The sequence below is a fragment of the Iningainema tapete BLCC-T55 genome, from assembly GCF_014698965.1.
Lineage (GTDB): Bacteria > Cyanobacteriota > Cyanobacteriia > Cyanobacteriales > Nostocaceae > Iningainema > Iningainema tapete.
The window spans coordinates 96,118-114,364 of record NZ_JACXAE010000027.1; the positions used below are offsets into that span (position 1 = coordinate 96,118).

The 18,247-nt window shown below is 42.1% G+C and carries 19 protein-coding genes, 1 tRNA gene and 1 pseudogene; 10 read left to right on the top strand and 11 right to left on the bottom strand.

Going from position 1 to position 18,247, the window contains the following annotated elements; translation table 11 throughout:
* Positions 1–152: 152 nt before the first annotated feature.
* The 5 genes from ICL16_RS06130 to ICL16_RS06150 all read left to right on the top strand — a co-directional run bounded on the left by ICL16_RS06130 (position 153) and on the right by ICL16_RS06150 (position 4,593).
* The gene (locus ICL16_RS06130; protein WP_190825976.1) at positions 153–1,136 is read left to right on the top strand and encodes an alpha-ketoacid dehydrogenase subunit beta; all 984 of its coding nucleotides are present in this window, start codon (positions 153–155) and stop codon (positions 1,134–1,136) included.
* 85 nt (positions 1,137–1,221) lie between these two features.
* A complete protein-coding gene (gene secD / locus ICL16_RS06135; protein WP_190825977.1) occupies positions 1,222–2,634 on the top strand; it encodes a protein translocase subunit SecD in 1,413 nt (470 codons plus the stop codon).
* Positions 2,631–3,602: a protein translocase subunit SecF gene (gene secF / locus ICL16_RS06140; RefSeq protein WP_190825978.1), complete on the top strand. Its 972-nt coding sequence runs from the start codon at positions 2,631–2,633 to the stop codon at positions 3,600–3,602. The genes secD and secF overlap by 4 nt, the downstream gene beginning before the upstream one ends.
* Before the next feature lie 48 nt (positions 3,603–3,650).
* A complete protein-coding gene (locus ICL16_RS06145; protein ID WP_190825979.1) occupies positions 3,651–4,043 on the top strand; it encodes a hypothetical protein in 393 nt (130 codons plus the stop codon).
* Positions 4,044–4,125: 82 nt separating this feature from the next.
* A complete protein-coding gene (locus ICL16_RS06150; RefSeq protein ID WP_190825980.1) occupies positions 4,126–4,593 on the top strand; it encodes a GNAT family N-acetyltransferase in 468 nt (155 codons plus the stop codon).
* On the opposite strand, the gene ICL16_RS06155 is transcribed toward ICL16_RS06150, so the two are convergent.
* The 6 genes from ICL16_RS06155 to ICL16_RS06180 all read right to left on the bottom strand — a co-directional run bounded on the left by ICL16_RS06155 (position 4,553) and on the right by ICL16_RS06180 (position 9,509).
* Positions 4,553–5,455: a sensor histidine kinase gene (locus ICL16_RS06155; protein WP_190825981.1), complete on the bottom strand. Its 903-nt coding sequence runs from the start codon at positions 5,453–5,455 to the stop codon at positions 4,553–4,555. The two genes, ICL16_RS06150 and ICL16_RS06155, sit on opposite strands and share 41 nt — an antisense overlap.
* A 123-nt stretch (positions 5,456–5,578) precedes the next feature.
* On the bottom strand, positions 5,579–6,172 hold the full coding sequence (locus ICL16_RS06160) for an L-threonylcarbamoyladenylate synthase (protein ID WP_190825982.1): 594 nt from the start codon (positions 6,170–6,172) through the stop codon (positions 5,579–5,581).
* 92 nt (positions 6,173–6,264) lie between these two features.
* Complete coding sequence (gene prmC, locus ICL16_RS06165; RefSeq protein WP_190825983.1) at positions 6,265–7,161, bottom strand: peptide chain release factor N(5)-glutamine methyltransferase; 897 nt, start codon at positions 7,159–7,161, stop codon at positions 6,265–6,267.
* A 12-nt stretch (positions 7,162–7,173) separates the two neighbouring features.
* Positions 7,174–7,995 (bottom strand): Tic22 family protein, encoded by an 822-nt coding sequence (locus tag ICL16_RS06170; protein ID WP_190825984.1) that lies wholly within the window; start codon positions 7,993–7,995, stop codon positions 7,174–7,176.
* A 750-nt stretch (positions 7,996–8,745) separates the two neighbouring features.
* A tRNA-Pro gene (locus ICL16_RS06175) sits at positions 8,746–8,819 on the bottom strand.
* Positions 8,820–8,981: 162 nt separating this feature from the next.
* Entirely contained in the window at positions 8,982–9,509 is a 528-nt protein-coding gene (locus ICL16_RS06180; RefSeq protein WP_190825985.1) for a GNAT family N-acetyltransferase, read from the bottom strand.
* A gap of 236 nt (positions 9,510–9,745) precedes the next feature.
* Here ICL16_RS06180 and ICL16_RS06185 point away from each other — a divergent pair, with 236 nt between their 5' ends.
* Together ICL16_RS06185 and ICL16_RS06190 are read left to right on the top strand one after the other, a co-directional pair.
* Positions 9,746–10,465 (top strand): ACT domain-containing protein, encoded by a 720-nt coding sequence (locus ICL16_RS06185; protein WP_190825986.1) that lies wholly within the window; start codon positions 9,746–9,748, stop codon positions 10,463–10,465.
* A gap of 24 nt (positions 10,466–10,489) precedes the next feature.
* Complete coding sequence (locus tag ICL16_RS06190; protein ID WP_190825987.1) at positions 10,490–11,404, top strand: alpha/beta fold hydrolase; 915 nt, start codon at positions 10,490–10,492, stop codon at positions 11,402–11,404.
* On the opposite strand, the gene tsaD is transcribed toward ICL16_RS06190, so the two are convergent.
* Complete coding sequence (tsaD, locus tag ICL16_RS06195; RefSeq protein ID WP_190825988.1) at positions 11,392–12,435, bottom strand: tRNA (adenosine(37)-N6)-threonylcarbamoyltransferase complex transferase subunit TsaD; 1,044 nt, start codon at positions 12,433–12,435, stop codon at positions 11,392–11,394. The genes ICL16_RS06190 and tsaD overlap by 13 nt on opposite strands.
* A 267-nt stretch (positions 12,436–12,702) precedes the next feature.
* On the opposite strand from tsaD, the gene ICL16_RS06200 reads away from it, so the two are divergent.
* The 3 genes from ICL16_RS06200 (at position 12,703) to ICL16_RS06210 (ending at position 14,106) form a co-directional block, all read left to right on the top strand.
* Positions 12,703–13,200 carry a Photosystem I reaction center subunit III gene (locus ICL16_RS06200; RefSeq protein ID WP_190825989.1) on the top strand — a complete coding sequence of 166 codons (498 nt, stop codon included), beginning with the start codon at positions 12,703–12,705 and terminating at the stop codon, positions 13,198–13,200.
* Between the two features lie 55 nt (positions 13,201–13,255).
* On the top strand, positions 13,256–13,402 hold the full coding sequence (locus ICL16_RS06205) for a Photosystem I reaction center subunit IX (RefSeq protein ID WP_190825990.1): 147 nt from the start codon (positions 13,256–13,258) through the stop codon (positions 13,400–13,402).
* Positions 13,403–13,584: 182 nt separating this feature from the next.
* A complete protein-coding gene (locus ICL16_RS06210) occupies positions 13,585–14,106 on the top strand; it encodes a photosystem I reaction center subunit XI (RefSeq protein ID WP_190826048.1) in 522 nt (173 codons plus the stop codon).
* Between the two features lie 113 nt (positions 14,107–14,219).
* On the opposite strand, the gene gmk is transcribed toward ICL16_RS06210, so the two are convergent.
* The 4 genes and pseudogenes from gmk to hetZ form a co-directional block, all read right to left on the bottom strand.
* Complete coding sequence (gene gmk, locus ICL16_RS06215) at positions 14,220–14,819, bottom strand: guanylate kinase (protein ID WP_190825991.1); 600 nt, start codon at positions 14,817–14,819, stop codon at positions 14,220–14,222.
* A 176-nt stretch (positions 14,820–14,995) separates the two neighbouring features.
* Entirely contained in the window at positions 14,996–15,262 is a 267-nt protein-coding gene (gene remA / locus ICL16_RS06220; protein WP_190825992.1) for an extracellular matrix/biofilm regulator RemA, read from the bottom strand.
* A 761-nt stretch (positions 15,263–16,023) separates the two neighbouring features.
* Positions 16,024–16,989 (bottom strand): annotated as a pseudogene (locus tag ICL16_RS06225) (PatU).
* Entirely contained in the window at positions 16,982–18,172 is a 1,191-nt protein-coding gene (gene hetZ / locus ICL16_RS06230) for a heterocyst differentiation protein HetZ (protein ID WP_190825993.1), read from the bottom strand. Before hetZ ends, ICL16_RS06225 begins: the two are co-directional and overlap by 8 nt.
* Positions 18,173–18,247: the final 75 nt, after the last annotated feature.

Here is an 18,247-nt window from a genome sequence, read left to right on the forward strand (position 1 = left end):
AGAAAACAGGGCAGTTTTGAAAAAATAACACAAAACTCAGTAGGAGTGCAGGGTAGAGTTCTTAACTTACCTTGATCGCGTGTACTTGCTCACTATATCAGCAGCAAATGCACGATAAGATTCTAAAACAACAATTCCACTAGATCGGTCTAATGGCAGAAACACTATTCTTTAACGCTTTACGGGAAGCCGTCGATGAAGAAATGGCGCGTGACGCAACAGTATTCGTTTTGGGCGAAGATGTAGGACATTACGGCGGTTCCTACAAAGTTACCAAAGACTTGTACAAAAAATACGGCGAACTCCGACTACTAGACACCCCCATTGCCGAAAACAGCTTTACGGGCTTGGCAGTGGGAGCAGCGATGACTGGGTTAAGACCGATAGTGGAAGGTATGAACATGGGCTTTTTGCTCCTTGCCTTCAACCAAATAGCTAACAATGCTGGTATGTTACGCTACACTAGCGGTGGTAACTTCAAAATTCCAATGGTGATTCGTGGTCCTGGAGGTGTAGGAAGACAGCTAGGCGCAGAACATTCCCAGCGACTGGAAGCTTACTTTCAAGCCGTGCCTGGGTTGAAAATTGTCACCTGCTCCACACCTTACAATGCTAAAGGATTGCTGAAGTCGGCTATTCGGGATGATAACCCAGTATTGTTCTTTGAACACGTCCTGCTTTATAACTTAAAAGAAGACTTACCAGAAAAAGAATATCTACTACCACTGGATAAAGCCGAAGTTGTGCGTCCAGGGAAAGATGTGACAATTTTAACATATTCTCGGATGCGGCATCATGTGCTGCAAGCAGTGAAAACACTGGAAAAAGCGGGTTATGACCCAGAAGTGATAGACTTGATTTCGCTCAAACCGCTAGATTTTGATACTATAGGTGCATCAGTACGGAAAACTCATCGCGTTATTATTGTGGAAGAGTGTATGAGAACTGGCGGCATTGGCGCAGAATTAATCGCCTCAATCAACGATCGCTTGTTTGATGAATTAGATGCCCCAGTACTGCGGCTTTCTTCCCAAGATATCCCCACACCATACAACGGCTCTTTAGAAAGGTTAACAATTGTCCAACCAGAGCAAATAGTTGAAGCGGTGGAAAAAATGGTGGCTTTGCGTGTATAAGAGTTACAGTTAGGAGACAGGAGACAACTGTCTCCTAACTGAGAAAAAGAGCGCTATCATAGCGTTTGTCATAAGTTTTAATGATATGCAAAGACAGCGATCGCTTGTTATCTTGATTGTAGTTTTGGTAATCGCCGCAATTGTCACGATTGTCAAAATTCCCGTGCCTCAAGGACTGGACTTGCGGGGTGGTTCACAACTGACAATACAGGTGAAAACAACGCCGGAAATTCAGCAAATCACCGAAAGAGAATTAGAAGCCGTTAAAAGAGTAGTTGAAGGTAGAATCAACGGTTTAGGTGTCTCCGAACCAGTGATCCAAACAGTAGGTACAGATAAAATCTTAGTGCAGCTACCTGGCGTGAACGATCCACAGCAAGCAGAACGTGTGCTAGGTGGTACGGCACAGTTAGAGTTTCGCACCCAAAAGCCAGGAACTGAAACTCAAGTTTTTACTTACCAAGCAACCAAGCTTAAGCTAAAAGCTCAGCTTGAAGAGTTGAAACAAAAATCAGACGCGGCAGGTATTGAGAAAAATCAACAAGAGCTACTCAAGACTAATCAAGCGATCGAGCAATTATTTGAAAGCACAAATCCACCACTCACAGGTAAATACCTCAAAGATGCCTACGGCGAACCCACTCAAGGTAACAACTGGAATGTGGCGATTCGCTTTGATGACAAAGGTGGTGAACTTTTTGCTCAACTAACGAAAACACTAGCAGGCACCGGACGTAGTATCGGTATTTTTCTCGATAACGAACTAATTAGTGCTCCTACTGTTCCCCCAGAATTCGCCGCCAATGGTATTACAGGTGGTGCAGCAGTGATCACAGGTAGGTTTACCCCCCAAGAAGCTAACGACTTAGGCGTACAACTACGCGGTGGATCTTTACCTGTACCTGTAGAAATCGGAGAAATCCGTACAGTTGGAGCTACTCTGGGTAAAGACAGTGTTCAAAGTAGCATTTACGCAGGAGTAGGCGGTCTAACTTTAGTGTTAATATTTATGGTGGTTTACTACAGACTACCAGGACTAATAGCAGATCTGGCACTAGTGATTTATTCTCTTCTGAGTTGGGCAAGTTTTGCTTTGTTAGGCATTACTTTGACGCTGCCGGGAATTGCTGGTTTTATCCTTAGTATCGGTATGGCAGTTGATGCAAATGTACTAATTTTTGAGCGCACAAGAGAAGAATTGCGTGCAGGCAAAAGTTTGTATCGTTCTGTAGAATCGGGTTTTTACCGTGCCTTTTCTAGTATCTTAGATAGTAACGTCACGACATGGATTGCTTGTGCTGCACTATTCTGGCTAGGTTCTGGTTTGGTAAAAGGCTTTGCCCTTACCTTAGCTTTAGGAGTGGCAGTAAGTATGTTTACAGCAATTACCTGTAGTCGCACGTTGATGTTTTTAGCAATTTCCATTCCTTCTTTACGGAAGCCAGAGCTTTATTGTGGTAATTTGCCAGCTTCAAACAAGGCAGAGGTGGCAAAATGAAACTGAGCATTAACAAATCGCGATCGCTATGGTGGATTATTTCTGCCACCATCATCATCATTGGCATTATTTCGATGGTGATTTCTTGGCAGCAAATCGGCGCACCCCTGCGCCCCAGCCTCGATTTCGTCGGTGGTACGCGCTTGCAATTTGAACGGGATTGTACCAAACCAGGTAACTGTGATCAACCAATTGATATCAATGTTGTGCGGGAAGCAGCTAAAGCACAAGGTTTAGGCGATAGTAGTATCCAAGTAATTACCGATAAGCAAAGTGGTAAGGAAAATGGTGTACTAATTCGGACTAAAAATTTAGATGCCCAACAACGTACTCGGTTACAAGATGCGATCAGTGAAAAAATCGGTGCCTTTGATCCGCAAAAGAATCAAATTGATACCGTAGGTCCTACTGTGGGGCGAGAGTTGTTCCAATCTGGGTTAACATCTCTAATCGTTTCCTTTATTGGTATTATTGTTTACATGAGCTTTCGCTTCCAGTTAGACTATGCTGTATTTGCGATTATTGCTCTATTTCACGATGTATTAATTACTGTAGGAACATTCTCAATTTTAGGTTTGCTCTTTGGCACTGAAGTAGATAGCCTTTTTATTGTTGCCTTGCTTACCATTACAGGTTTCTCAGTTAACGATACTGTGGTGATTTACGATCGCATTCGCGAAACAGTCAATAGTAATGCCGAGCGCTCTTTTAATGATATTGTCGATGATGCAGTTAACCAAACTTTGACACGCTCACTGAACACGACTTTAACCGTGTTGTTGACATTATTGGCGATCTTTCTGTTTGGGGGAGAAACACTACGCAATTTTTCCCTAGCATTGATTATTGGTTTTACAATGGGAGCTTATTCGAGCATCTTCATCGCTAGCACCCTACTCTCTTGGTGGCGCACGCGCAGTGGTAAACAGGTGCACAGAGGGGTAAACACAGAGGAGGCAAAACAATAGTTACTCCCTTACTCACAAACTCCCCTACTCCCCTACTCTCTACCGTCTATGGATCAAATAGAATACTCTGACTCATCTTTTGCTCAACAAGTCGAAAGACTCCATCAGTTTCAAGTAATGAGTAGGTGGATTTTTGTCTGCTTTTTATGGCTTACTGTAGGAACGCTCAGCTTATGGAATTTACGTGATGAAATTTGGCTTTTGCGACAATATTTTACTTGGGCGGCAGTACGTTACGGTTTATACTACCACCCTTTAGCAACTTTTGGTTTATCTTTTTGTGTTGGGATGACTGCTGCTGTTTTAGTTTGGCAAAGTCGGAATATCTTATTTGGCATACCTAAACAGGAAAAGCAACGTTTGGAAGAACAGGTGATGAGGATACGCCAACAAGGTCCAAGTCATCCATTATGGAGATGGATTGTTAAGATTGTAAAATAATAATATAGATTTATTACAAGAAATGTTTCGTAAGCTATGACTTAACGATAACAAAAATTCACTTATGAGAGTAGGAAAGTTAATGAACCAGACTCCGTTTCAATTTAGTGATCGCAAATTGGAAATTGACCTTTACCAACTCCAACAGTTGTTTAACCTCTCTGCTTTTTGGGCGCAAAATCGTAGTATTGAAGATCTAAGCACAGCAATAGTCAACAGTGATCCGGTAATTACTGTCTGTGATGGAGAACGGTTGATTGGTTTTGCTCGGGCGACTTCTGACTGTGTCTACCGCGCTACCATTTGGGATGTAGTTGTTCACCCAGAGTATCGCAGTATTGGGTTGGGAAGCAAGTTGGTAGAAACAGTTTTAAGTCATCCTCGGGTGAATCGGGTTGAACGTGTTTATCTGATGACTACCCACCAGCAACGGTTTTACGAAAAAATTGGGTTTGAGTGTAATTCGACAACCACAATGGTGTTACACAATGAACCTAATTTAATCCCAACTACGGTAGAAAACCAGCTTCAGGAACTACGAAGGGGATAGATATTTGTAGTCTTGTCAAAGCCTCTGCTGGTTTAGTGAGAGGAGAAGTAACGATTTCTAGCTTTCCCTTCATTGCTTCTAGCAGAGTTTGATTGAGCAGTAGTTTCATCCCTGATGAAAGGATCGCAATGTCATGGTTAGTTAAATCAGAAGATTTGATTAAATCTATCGGCTCACTACTGGAAACAGCATGTGTTGGAACATCCAACCAGATGAAAGTAGTATGAGTTGTGGGATCATCACTAGTAGAGAGATAAATACTACCTTCCTCCATCCGCCCAATGGAAACTTCTACTAAGTTGACGAGGATTTGCCTTAACCAGTAATAGTCTGCCAAAACATAGGTTTCTGGATTAGGTGCTAACAGTTTGAAAGGAAAATTACGGTTTTCCGCCAACATGTACGTTAAGTCGTAAACTTCCTGTAACAATTCGTTAAGTGAGCGCGGTTGAATATCCAGTTTATTTGTACCATGTTCGACCCGGGCAACGTTGAGAATTTCATCAATGAGTTTGAGTAACTTCAGCGCTCGTTCATGAGCTTGGGCAATAAATTCTCGCTCTTCTTCTGGATTTTCACATAAATTTGATAAAATCAACTGATGCAATCCAATCAAACCATTGAGTGGCGATCGCAATACGTGAGTAGTTCTTGCCAAAAATCCGGCTTTAAACTGGCTCATTTCATGTGCCATTCTGTATGCTAGCTGAGTTTGCTTCAGCGTATGCTGTGAATCGGAAAAATTCTCATGCTTCAAAGGCGTGAGGTGAGAAGAGTTAGATGACTGTCTTGCCCACAATCCGCGTAAACCGATTCCCAGTGCTAGCCCTACTCCTAAATATATCCAGTTACTCCAATTCATAATTAGACAGCGTTCAACTTTGTAATTGACAATAAAAACCTATTGTGAAGTTCCTTGGTGCTAAGTGAAACAAGATACCCGACTCATAACAGAAGTCGGGTATCTTGGTATACACGTTTGCTCTTACGATAAATTGACTGCGCCTTGTCGCAAAATTTGCCAATTTTTTCCAGTCCATTTGGCAACGGTTGAAGGTAAACCTATGGCTGGTATTTCGTTTTTATCTTCACCTGCCTCTAGGGTGAGAACATTGGGAAACTGTGTCTCAATTTCTGCCATTGTTAATAAAGGCGGCTGTCCGGATATGTTAGCACTGGTTGTTGCTAGTGGACCTGTTTGTTGCAGAATAGTTTGAGCGATCGCGCTATTTGGTACTCTGATACCAATTGTTTTTACATCCTGCTGAGAAATTGAAAGTACTGAATCAGGTACAAGTGCCGATGCTGGTAATACTAACGTTAACGCTCCTGGCCAGTACTTATGAGCTATTTTTTGCCATATCTTATACTCTTCTTCACTACCAGTAACAAAAGACCAAAGGTCACTTGCACTAGCTCCCATCAATATTAATGGTTTATCCTGACTACGCTGTTTTGCAGTATAAATTAATTTTGCGTAACTGGGCAATGAGGCAAGAGCAGGAACTGTATCGGTAGGAAAACTAACTAATTTACCAGCGCGTGCGCCAGCTATTAATGTATCTAAAGAGACAATCATATTTACAAATCTCCTATCTCCTGTACAGACGTTCCGGCGGAAAGTCTCTACGACGACTGTACAGACGTTTCGGCGGAACATCTCTACAATTCCTATCTCCTATAAGCCACAGCAAAGCGCTCAATACCAGCTAAATCAGCATGAATTTGAATATTGCAGTAGCCACCTTGTACTAACAGTTCTTGCACTGCTGGAGCTTGCCCTGCCATCATTTCAATTAGCCATATACCACCAGGGCGTAAATAGTCTAGGGAAGTGGCGATTAAATGGCGAATGCAATTTAATCCATCAGCACCACCATCTAAAGCTAGATGGGGTTCATGGTTGACTACTTCTGGTTGTAATGTAGATACAGTATTAGTGGGAATATAAGGTGGATTTGACACCATACCACTAAACTGACCTTTGTATGATTGTAACGGCTCCCACCAAGAACCTTGATAAAAGTGAATGCGCTCCGCAAAACCACAATTGCGGGCGTTGGCGGCGGCAATAAAAAGTGCTTGCTGACTAAAATCAACTGCGTGAATTGTCGCTTGTTTGAATGCATCGGCTAGGGAGATGGCGATCGCACCACTACCAGTGCCTAAATCCGCCCAATGTCCCAGTTGTAGATTGTTTTTACTTTCAACTGAAGCTGCAACTGCTAAATCAATCAAGGATTCTGTTTCTGGTCTGGGAATTAAAACAGCAGGAGATACGATAATTTTAAATTGTCGCCAGTGTGTAAATCCTGTGATATACTGCACCGGCAAACGTTCATGTAATCGCCTTTGCCACAGTGCCTCTAATTCTTCTAGAGGAAGAGTTAGCTGAATAGACTTGTCTCGAAAAGACTGCAAACGCAGTGCTAAACTGTCTAACCCAGCTACCTCTTTGAGTAGCCAATCTACCTCACCAGGTGGGACATCAGCAGCGAGTGCGGCTTGGATTGCTGCATTACGCCACTGCCATATTTGTTGTCCTGCGATCGGCTGTATATCCGCCATATTTGAGAAAGGTTATTTCTTTTGGGCGGGAGCATTTGGCTTGGGTGCGTTATTTCCCTCTGTTTTTGGTAGTGTCTGAATATATTGTCTTGATTCTGGGGATGGCACTAAGACAACTTGTTCCAGCCACTTATCGTTTTTATCCTGTAATGTTTTGATCACTCCGTCTACGTCTACTACCTGAATATCAGCCTTGGGAAACTTTTGCTTGACTTGAGTTAATAAACCTTGAGCATCTTGCTTGCTGAAAAACAGTGGAATCATTTCCTGCTTTTCGCTTGCACCAGCTTTGATGGGTACGTAACCCTTATCTGGTGCAAATCTCACAGCAAAAACAGGTACACTCTTAAATTGCTGTACTTGTTGACCACTAGCTTTGAGCAAATCCATTGCTCCTTTAACTTCTTGTTCTACAGGTTTGAAGGCAAATAACAGACGGTTTTGCTGATTTTTGGTTTGTTGTAATTGCTGATAAATTACACCTAGTGGTACTGCTGTCACTTGTAGGCTTTTTACCAATTCTGTCATTTTCGCATCTTGACCTTTGGCATTGCGCAGTTCAGAGATAAAAGCCTGAGCCTCTTTTTGGCTCATGTAAACGCCTGTTACCGAACCGGCACCTTTTTGTTGCGCGTTGTTAGCTTGTTGTTGTAGGGGACGGCTCAGAGGTAAACCTTGAGCATTCGTGATTAAATAAACAGGTACTGAATCGAGTTTTTCTTTAATTTGTTGTTCCGTTAATGCTAGCACTGGGGCGTTTCCGCTAATTACCGTTGCCAGCAGAGTACTTCCCACTAAACCAAATGTTGTACCCCAGCGAACTAATGATTTCATGACTGCTCCTAGCATCAATACTTCAATCAAATCAGGTAAAAGGTTGGAATTGTACAAAACTAACTAGTTTTAGTTATATTACCCTCTTCGCTAGTTGACAGTGCTTTCATGATCTATTTGCGCTTCAACAGCGATTGGGACTGTAGATGCCTGGTATATGTTGCTATACTTTGGCTGTTGCGCCTTGTTTAAAAAATAGACGCTACTCCAACTTTTGCAACTGCCTTATGAAAGATTTTATTTTCACGAAGGTGACACCTGACATTTTATTGTCTCTGCTAACTTTCGATGACGCCACCATATTGTAATTCGTTCCACATACCTCTAGAGATAGATGTCTTATTATTTACATTAATTTTTATTTTTTTGTTACATGCGAACAACCATTCGCCCCTACTGCTGATGGTTCAATTTGTCTGATAACCCGTTAAAGCAGCTATGACAGGAAGATAGTACAAATTTTTCTATACGGAAGAATCAGCAATTAAAATGCACATCTACTAACCTATAAAACCCTTAATCGAGGGATAATTTAAGCACAATATAGTTTTAATTTTTATATTTAAAAAGTAAATAACTCTATATTTTCTTATATAAAATGTTTACCAATGCTTCTCGGTTATAATTTATAGCCCACGAATATCCCCCAACCCCACGTAGGAAGGGGGGTTGGGGGGATCAAGCCGATCGCCAAAAACACACAACAGTAGAGACGCTCCGCCCGAGCGTCTCTACAATAATCATACCAAATCGGGATGACAGGATTTGAACCTGCGGCATCCTGCTCCCAAAGCAGGCGCGCTACCAAGCTGCGCTACATCCCGTTATATCTCTTGATGAGTGGTTGATTTTTTTTCCACTCACCTCAATATATTATCACATCTTGCTAAGAATGACAAATTTATTTTAACTACACCTTTAACCTCACATTGATCAACCTTCTCCAGAAATCTTTCTTTTTACTTTTAACTTTTAACTTTTTACTTTTATTGAGGATACCAAAACATACCCTTGATACCCTCCGGGTCGGACATAAACCCTAAAGTGCGGTAAAAGTCTACCACATGAGGGTCGGCAAAAAGAGTGACGTTGCTAATTTCTTCACTCCTAAGTTTTTTAAGTACATATTTCATTAATGCCTTGCCCAATCCTTGACCTTGAAACTCTGGGTGAACTACTACATCCCAGATCGTGGCATTAAAAGCGTGATCTGACGTAGCACGAGCAAAACCAATGAGTCGTCTTTTGTTTCCGCGTACTTGCCACATGGAAGCTACGAGAAAACTGTGTTCAAGGGCTTTTTTGACTTTTCTCAGAGGACGGCGTGACCAACCGACTGCATCACAAAGTTCTTCTAACTCATACAAGTCGAGATCGCGTTCCGTACTAAAAATGATCCGATCGCTGCTGTTGCTGGAATGTGCGGCAGCATCTACGTTCATTTCGTCTTCATAGGTTGACCTATTTGTCGCTGCGGCTTCAGATGTACTGAACCAAGTTTTCCAAAAACCCATGCCAACGTGGTTCGGGTAGTGTAACAGTGTTAGTTTTTACTGAAAGAGTGACGATTAGCATTTTACTGACTTATCCATCGTGATACACCATATACTCATTGATTTTTGAGTGAGATGAGGATCTTCAGTAGGATGTATCAGTAAGCGCTAGTCTTACATCAATCAATTTCAACTTTAGCATTTTGTTGTGGAGCCTAGTAGAAATTAACCAAATCCTCCATTCCCAATTCCAAATTATGGCTTCAGGTTTAAAATCTTCGACATTGGAACTGCTTAAACGCTTTAATCGAGCGTTTCCCCAATTTTATGAGCAATTTGTCAGTAGTGAAATTCAACTGCAAAATTTGCGACTGGCTTACCGTCTTTATAAAACTAGACACGCTGTAATTGAACTTAAAGGTGAAGGTAGCAAGAGTGCTTTGCATTTTGCTTACCGTAACCAGTCTTTTTTGTTGAGCGACATTTTTGGTGTGCTGGCTGCTTATGGTCTAACAATACATGGTATAAGTTTATACGGTCAAATTCAACCACCGATGTTGGTGTTTATTAAACTGCTAGTTTCTCGCGGTAGTAAAGCACTAACGGAAAAAACTGCCGAGAACGTCTGTCGCGCTATTCGAGAGGCTTTAGCGGGGAGATTTGAGGTAGAAGAGATGCTGGCAGTAGAATTTAATCTTGATACTGGCTTAGAGCAAGTACAAACCGAGTTCTACGTCGATCCAGTCTTCCATCTTCCAGCTTTGGTTGTAGAAGCCGATAACCAACCCGGATTATTTTATAAAGTGATGTACGCCATCTGGCAAGAAGACCTTTTGGTCGTCAATGCTAATTTGTTGGTATGGCGCGGACGTACACGCCTCATACTTTACTTGCTCGGACCAAATGAAAGTTTAATTCCTGAATATCTGGGTCATAAAATTGCTGAAGGAGTGGGAACTAGGTTGCTAGGGAGATGATTGTCATAGGGTAGGATAGTAAGTATGGCAATCATCGAAATCTTAGGCGTTCCACACGCATACGAACTCACAGCTCCTACTTCCTACCCCCATGCTTTGGTCTTTGTTCATGGCTGGCTCAACAGCCGTGGATACTGGCAACCTGTGATTTCTCGCCTATCTGTTGATTTCCAGTGTTTGTCTTACGATTTAAGGGGTTTTGGCAAGTCTCAAGTAGCAGCAAAAACCGATTATAGTCGAGAACAACTTCCAGTAAATTTGGCATCCTCCTATAGTAATAGTTTTACTAATCCTTTTGATTCCCTTTACACACCATCTGCCTATGCTCAGGATTTAACAGCCCTCCTGCAACAGCTCAATATTAATAGTGCTTGGGTAATTGGTCATTTCTTGGGCGGTACGATCGCTCTATGGGCAGCCGCCCAGATGCCAGAGCGCGTAGCTGGTGTTATTTGTATCAACTCAGGTGGTGGTATATATCTTAAAGAAGCCTTTGAGCAATTTCGCTCGGAGGGTCAGCGCTATTTACAAGTCCGTCCACGCTGGCTGTCTCAACTACCTTTAATTGATTTGCTATTTACTCGAGATAGTGTAGCACGTCCTCTAGACCGTTATTGGGCGCGTCAACGGGTGATTGATTTTGTGGTTGCCGATCCAGAAGCTGCTTTGGGGTCACTATTAGACTCTACCACTGAAGAAGAAATCAACCGTTTACCTCAGCTAGTTTCTCAACTTCAGCAACCAGTTTATTTCTTGACTGGTGCAGAGGATAAGGTGATGGAACCTAAGTATGTTCGTCACCTAGCGTCGTTTCACCCATTGTTTCAATATTGCGGTGATAATGTCATTGAAATTCCTGATTGTGGACATCTGGCTATGTTAGAACAACCAGATGCCGTTGCTAGTCATATCCGCTCCATAATTGCTCAACACCGATAAAGCTCCATGACGTGGGTTAGTCCTAACCGGGACTGAACGCTTAAGGTAAGGGAGGATGTATGACCACGATTGAGATGATCGCAAGCTGCACAACCAATCATTGCCGCGTTGTCAGTGCAGTATTTCAGGGGGGGAAATAGCACCTGCAAGTGATGTTCTGCCGCTGCAGCTTGGAGATTTTTTCTGAGTCCACTGTTAGCTGCTACACCTCCACCAACTGCTATGGTGTTTAAACCATAGTCAAGGGCGCATCTAATTGCTCTAGTTGTCAGACTTTGCACTACAGTTTCTTGAAAGCTAGCAGCTAGATCTGCCAAAGGTAAAGATGAGCCATTTTTCTCTAACTGCTGCACTAATCGTAACACTGCTGTTTTTAATCCACTAAAACTAGCATCATAGGGATGATATCCGCCGTTGGGTAGAGACACTTTTCCAGATGGTAAGGTAAAAGCTTGTGGATTTCCTTGTTGTGCTAATCGATCAATTACTGGTCCACCAGGATATCCTAAATGCAATAAGCGTGCCACTTTATCGAAGGCTTCACCTGCTGCATCATCTCGAGTTTCGCCCAGTGTTTCGTAGACACCACAATCTTTAACATAAATTAAGCTTGTGTGTCCGCCAGAAACTAGCAAACTGAGAAAAGGAGGTTCTAGGGTTGGTTCGCTTAAGTAGGTCGCGTAAATGTGACCTTCGAGGTGATGAACGCCGATGAATGGTTTGTTATGTACCATTGATAGGGTTTTGGCTGCGGTTAGCCCTACTAATAATGCCCCTACTAGTCCAGGCGCACAGGTGGCGGCGATTCCGTCAATTTGTCCCCAGTCTAGTTCTGCTTGTTCTAATGCTTCGGCGATCGCTTGATTGATTGTTTCTAGATGCTGACGGGATGCTACTTCTGGTACTACCCCACCGTACTGCTGATGAACTGGAATTTGTGAATTAATAATACTACTTAAAACTTGACGATTTTTAACAATTGCTACAGCAGTTTCATCACAACTAGTTTCGATCGCTAAAACTGTTGACATTGCGCTTGTTCCACCAAATAAGGACTTGTTTGAGAAATTTTAACTTTTATTGACTTAAACTTTACCCGGTACACAACCAAGAGTATGATTTCCATATGCTTGCATATACGACCAAATCACAGGAAATATCAGCAATTCTGCCAGATTGACACCTGGCAAAATCCTGGTTTAACCTGATTTAATCGTGAATTTAACTAATCAAGGTTGTACAAGCCGCTTCGTTTTGTACAAGAGATTTTTTGTTTCGTCATAAAAGGGAACAATTCCATGCGATGCTTGTTTGCTCTGATTTTAGCAATTTGTTTAGTGTTTAACTTTGCCTCTCCTGCCTCCGCAGAAGGGGCTGGACTAGTACGGTGCAGTGATTCTCCTGCCTTTTTGGAAAGAGTAGAAACTGCCCGTAATACTAACTTTGACCCTGAATCAGGAATTAAGAGATTTGAACGTTACTCTCAAGCACTTTGTGGTCCGGAAGGTCTACCTCATTTAATTGTAGATGGTCGTCTGGATCGTGCTGGTGACTTCTTAATTCCTAGCATTCTGTTCCTGTATATTGCAGGTTGGATTGGTTGGGTAGGTCGCTCTTATCTACAAGCAATTAAGAAGGAAGGCGGCGATGTAGAAATCAAGGAAGTGGTAATTGAACTGCCAAAAGCACTGCCAATTATACTTTCTGGCTTCACTTGGCCCCTTGCTGCTGTGAAAGAACTTCTGTCTGGGGAATTAACCGCTAAGGATGAAGAAATTCCCATTTCACCTCGTTAGAATGTTTCCCAACGGGAAGTAATACCAAAATAAATTTGATTGGAGAGAATGATTCATGGCGCAAAACTCGTCGCAAAATTATTTGCTTAGATACCTTTCCTTGGCACCAGTTTTATTGTTTGTCAACTTGATTCTCACTGCTGTGCTGTTGATTGTATTTAACTACTTCTTCCCTGACCTACTTTTCCATCCACTACCATAAGTATTAAGCAGGATGAATTATGAATTATGAAGCTTAAGAATTTCATAATTCATAATTTATTATTCATATTTTAATAAATTAATTTTTTTAAATTTCACAAGTAAAAATAATATATAGCGCCAATTATTATTAATATGAAAATGCCACCATTTTATTTAGAGGAAACATAAGATATGGCAGATATAGCACAAGCAGTAGATGCATCAAAAAACCGTTCAAGTGATCCAAGAAATCAGGAAGTTGTTTTTCCTGAATGGCGCAATCCACAACGAGGTAACTTAGAAACGCCAATTAATGCTTCTGGATTAACCAAGTGGTACATTAATAATTTGCCTGCTTACCGTCCAGGAATAACGACTTTCCGCAGAGGAATAGAAATAGGCATGGCACATGGTTACTGGATATTTGGTCCTTTTGCAAAACTTGGTCCCCTGCGTGATACAGCTGATGCCAACTTTGCTGGATTACTAGCAACTTTGGGTTTGATTGTGATTCTCACAGGCACATTGTCCCTATATGCCAATAGCAACCCTAACCAGCCAGTTGCTACTGTTACTGTACCCAATCCTCCCGATTCTTTTAAATCTAGTGAAGGTTGGAACAACTTTGCTAGTGCTTTCTTAATTGGTGGGCTTGGTGGTGCAGTAGTTGCTTACTTCATCGCTAGCAATCTTGGGTTAATTCTGGGTGTATTTGGGAAGTAGTCATGGTAGAGACGTTCCGGCGGAACGTCTGTACAGTAGAGATGTTCCGCCGGAACGTCTCTACGAAAATTGCTCCTAAAGGTAGGGATGAACAGTAGTTCGTCCCTACACAATTAAGTAAACAAAGCTGCTTCAATTGAATTTAAAGCTGTTTCAAAGTCGTCATTAACGATTTGAAGATCAAATTCATGGGCAGCATTGATTTCTTCACCAGCGCAACGCAGACGACGGGTAATTGCTTCCATGGAGTCTTGGGCGCGATTACGGATACGTCTTTCCAATTCATTTAAGGAAGGAGGCAGAATAAAGATGCTGATGGCGCAAGGATATGAGGCACGAATCTGTCTTGCCCCTTTTAGTTCAATTTCTAGCACAACTGTTCTGCCTGAACTAATTTGCTTGAGTACAGCTTCGCGGGGAGTGCCATAGTAGTTGCCGGCAAATTCTGCCCACTCTAATAATTCACCCCGGTCTACCATTTGCTCAAACTTGCTGCGGCTGATAAAGTAATAATCCTTGCCGTCAATTTCGCCTGGGCGTTGAGGACGAGTTGTCACTGAGATAGAATAGTAAAGTTCTGGATGACGCTGTAGGAGCGATCGCATTAAAGTGCCTTTCCCGACTCCACTGGGACCGGTTAAAATAATTAGTCTGCCCACTGAGGGTTCTTTTATGGTAGTAGCACCATTTTTGGTAGATAAAACTTGCATCATCCTTAAATACGTGAATCAATAGACGTCATCAATTAGCCATTAGTCTTTTATGTGTCTATACGACTACTGACCAACAAAGATTGTGGCAATATTAACAGAAATTTTATTTAATTCATATGAAAAAACGGATTTGGCAATAAATTATTTGTAAATGGAGTACGCTTGCTTGTTTACCGTCAGTTATCCACAACTTGATGATCGCGAGAGATGACAAAGCGGTTTGCCACCGTTTCTGGTTGAATTGCCGAAAGAATGACATGACTAGAATCAGTGATAATTACAGCTCTAGTACGGCGACCATAAGTTGCATCAACCAGTTGACCTCGATCCCGAGCATCGGTGATAATCCTCTTGATCGGAGCCGACTCTGGACTGACAATGGCAACTACTCGGTTGGCAGACACGATGTTGCCAAAACCGATGTTGATTAACTGAATATCCATAAAAAACTGACGCCAAATGCAGTTTAAGAAGCTTATAACAAACTAATTTCCATGTTATCTACAAAGAATTGGAGTTACAATGCTAAAATTGACGCATTTTCTAGTTTTATCTGGAATTGCTTGCTTTAGCTATTTCAATAGTAAATTTTCTAAAAATATATCTAAAGATGTATGGCAAGAACAAATTTTTTTGCTACTAAATTCTGCTGAAGATGGATTAGTTCCCCGTAACATATTACCATGCTCTGCATGGTAACGGGGCGAAATTTTGTCTGTAGCGACGGTAGTAACTCCAATCACACTCTCGCGTGAAACCAGTCTCAACAAGTTACCGTCGCCACATTTGTCACTCTTCTCACACTAATCAACGCTAGCACCTGCACCCGCAAAGTAATCTTCCATTTTGAGTACAGACGACAAAAACTAATACTGTCGTCTGTAATTTTACTCAAGTAGACTGATAACGCCTACTTATCCTGGAAAACTCCACTCAATTTATTGATGGAGTTACATAGCTGCCCTCTGCATAGCTGCCCTGAGCCTTTTCAAAGCGTTTCAAAAGCAGTATCCAACAAAGAAGTTCATTGCGAGCCAAGTGAACCTGACTCGCAAATGTTTTGATAATTTCAGCTTTCTTAAAAACGCCCTCGAAACCGCTGTTATTAAAGGAGGGATACGTGCCAAAACCAGGATGATCATTTTATAACGGCGTTTATAGATGAAGAAGTGCTAGCGGTAGCATATACAACCACAATGTTTATTTATATCATTGTCGGAATAATTACAAACACAAGTGGTTGACTGTCTATTTCTTGTAACTCAACTTCCAAGGTATATGTCTGGTTTTGAGTGCAGCATAATTCTACACTCAAGCTTCCTGGAGTTGAAGATTGAGCCATTGCGAGGGAGGTTGCTCCCGTTAGCTTTAAAACCCCTTTTGTGGGTAACTCACCCTGGACTATTAATTTTGATTTACCCTCAAACTGATATTCAACGCAAAGGGTTAAAACACCTACAGTTGTTAACCATTGCCTTTCTACCACTGGGTAAAGTGTGGAAATTGGCAAAGTTAAATTTTCTAGCAATTGCTTAGCAGCCAACAAAGACAACGCCATTTGTTGATGGGGTTGTAAATCTGAGTAACTGCCGTCAAGATTAGGTATTGTTTCTAAAGAATCAACTGAACGATAGGGACTTCTTAGCACCATTCCGGCTAAGTCATTCAGTGCGTGGGAATCTTGAGGGAAAAAGTTTTCCACTACTTGAACTAATTTTGTCCCTAAAGGCAGTGAAGTTGTCACCAATGCTTGACATTTCTCCAACAATTGTTGGAAGATTTTTTCTGGCAGAGGTATGGGCAGATGCAGGCGAGACTGCTGTGCTGCCCAACACCAAGCTGGAACCAATGTCATTGACTGGTTGTCTACGAAGTCGGGATAATCCACTAATTGTGTTTCCCAAGGGAACAAGGGTGGTTTAGTTTGAATGTGGTCTTTGAGCCGACGTTTAAGGACGGCTTGGAAACGTTCTTGCACAGTAGGAATTTCTCCCAGTAGAGATGTTTGGGGTAATCCTCCTGCACCACTGTAAACAGCGGTTTAGCACAGAGAATTTTTTACCCCGTCAATATCCATACACTTTACCAATTTATGCTCACAAACTTTAGCTTTTGTTGCTAAAAACTGTATGAGTAAATTGTTTGTCTTGGATTCTGAGTCACTATTCATGAGTAGAAGCACTTGATCCGGACATTAGGGAGTTACGAATTTCCCAAGCTTGTTCCAAAATTTTAAACCACCTTTTTTGTAATTGTGCCATTGACAGACCTAAAGTTTTGGCAATTTTTTCGTCTGGTTGCCCCTGTTGCTTCAACTCCAGTAAAGATCGCTGTTTATCGTCAAGTTGCTCTGTGTAAGTTTGCCACTGCTGGGGTGTCAAGCCCAAATTCATGTGCAAATCGGCTTCTAACCACTCGTGAACTAATTCCCAACGGTGCAACAAGGCAAATCGAATTAGATGGTATTTAAACCGCTGTTGTAAGTAATCTCGCTGCCGAGGGGTCAAATTGAGAATGGACTCAATCTCTTGTGCTGATAAATCTTGGAGACGTAGAGCGAAGTAATCGGCACAATCTGATTGTTGCCGTTCTTCTAAGTAACTCATTAATTCAGTCACAACTACAGATCGCAATGTGTCTTCTTGCGGTTCTGGTTCTGGTTGCATCGCCATCGCACTACGCAGTTGCTGTACTGCTGGGTCTTCCCATGAACCATCTGCTTCATTACCACTTCCCTCTGCTGCTTGTTCGATATCTACACATGTTTCTGGGGGTTGTTGTTGGGAAAAAGTTTGCGCCCGCAGGATAATCAACTGCTGTTGCCGTCCTGGGAGGGGAATCCGTCGCTTGGCGTAGCGTTCGGTAAATGCCATATACTCCGCCAGTTCTAAAAGTGTTTTGGGGCTATAACTAGCACCCAGTTGGTTTTCCCGTCGGAAAGCGTTTAATGCTTCTAGATAAAAACTTTGCAGAAAATCTTCGATGACGACTAGTCGCCCTTGATAGCTCAGTTGTCTTTGCGGAGGATTGATGTAGCGATAGATGATCGCGCTAAGAGTACTATGTAATTCTACCCTGCCCCGATTTGACCCTAATTCGTAGTACTTCAAACATTGTTGCAGCCGATGTCTGGCTAAGGTGATTGCTGAGTTTTCTACTGTACCGGCGGCTTGAATACGTTTACTTTCATTGCAGATCCGGTAAACTTCGGCGGCAATTCGTGTTGCCACATCGTGGCAATTTTGCTTTGAAGCTTTGGTTGAGGAATGAAGCTCCTTAAAGAGGAGTTGATATATCGCCTCCACGCCGATAGAATTAACTCCCTGAATAGTTGTGGTTGCGGCTGAATTCATAGTGCAGTTTTAAAAAGACCCTAACATACTTAGATACAACCTGTCAGACTTTGGGTGATTGGATTTGTGGGTTTT

Coding starts and splice junctions, on each gene's coding strand:
- ICL16_RS06205 (WP_190825990.1), top strand. CDS start 13,256: ATGGCGCAAAACTCGTCGCAAAATTATTTGCTTAGATACCTTTCCTTG.
- secF (WP_190825978.1), top strand. CDS start 2,631: ATGAAACTGAGCATTAACAAATCGCGATCGCTATGGTGGATTATTTCT.
- ICL16_RS06180 (WP_190825985.1), bottom strand. CDS start 9,509: ATGGGTTTTTGGAAAACTTGGTTCAGTACATCTGAAGCCGCAGCGACA.
- ICL16_RS06185 (WP_190825986.1), top strand. CDS start 9,746: ATGGCTTCAGGTTTAAAATCTTCGACATTGGAACTGCTTAAACGCTTT.
- ICL16_RS06145 (WP_190825979.1), top strand. CDS start 3,651: ATGGATCAAATAGAATACTCTGACTCATCTTTTGCTCAACAAGTCGAA.
- ICL16_RS06160 (WP_190825982.1), bottom strand. CDS start 6,172: ATGATTGTCTCTTTAGATACATTAATAGCTGGCGCACGCGCTGGTAAA.
- prmC (WP_190825983.1), bottom strand. CDS start 7,161: ATGGCGGATATACAGCCGATCGCAGGACAACAAATATGGCAGTGGCGT.
- tsaD (WP_190825988.1), bottom strand. CDS start 12,435: ATGTCAACAGTTTTAGCGATCGAAACTAGTTGTGATGAAACTGCTGTA.
- remA (WP_190825992.1), bottom strand. CDS start 15,262: ATGGATATTCAGTTAATCAACATCGGTTTTGGCAACATCGTGTCTGCC.
- ICL16_RS06200 (WP_190825989.1), top strand. CDS start 12,703: ATGCGATGCTTGTTTGCTCTGATTTTAGCAATTTGTTTAGTGTTTAAC.
- secD (WP_190825977.1), top strand. CDS start 1,222: ATGCAAAGACAGCGATCGCTTGTTATCTTGATTGTAGTTTTGGTAATC.
- ICL16_RS06155 (WP_190825981.1), bottom strand. CDS start 5,455: ATGAATTGGAGTAACTGGATATATTTAGGAGTAGGGCTAGCACTGGGA.
- ICL16_RS06150 (WP_190825980.1), top strand. CDS start 4,126: ATGAACCAGACTCCGTTTCAATTTAGTGATCGCAAATTGGAAATTGAC.
- gmk (WP_190825991.1), bottom strand. CDS start 14,819: ATGATGCAAGTTTTATCTACCAAAAATGGTGCTACTACCATAAAAGAA.
- ICL16_RS06190 (WP_190825987.1), top strand. CDS start 10,490: ATGGCAATCATCGAAATCTTAGGCGTTCCACACGCATACGAACTCACA.
- ICL16_RS06130 (WP_190825976.1), top strand. CDS start 153: ATGGCAGAAACACTATTCTTTAACGCTTTACGGGAAGCCGTCGATGAA.
- ICL16_RS06170 (WP_190825984.1), bottom strand. CDS start 7,995: ATGAAATCATTAGTTCGCTGGGGTACAACATTTGGTTTAGTGGGAAGT.
- hetZ (WP_190825993.1), bottom strand. CDS start 18,172: ATGAATTCAGCCGCAACCACAACTATTCAGGGAGTTAATTCTATCGGC.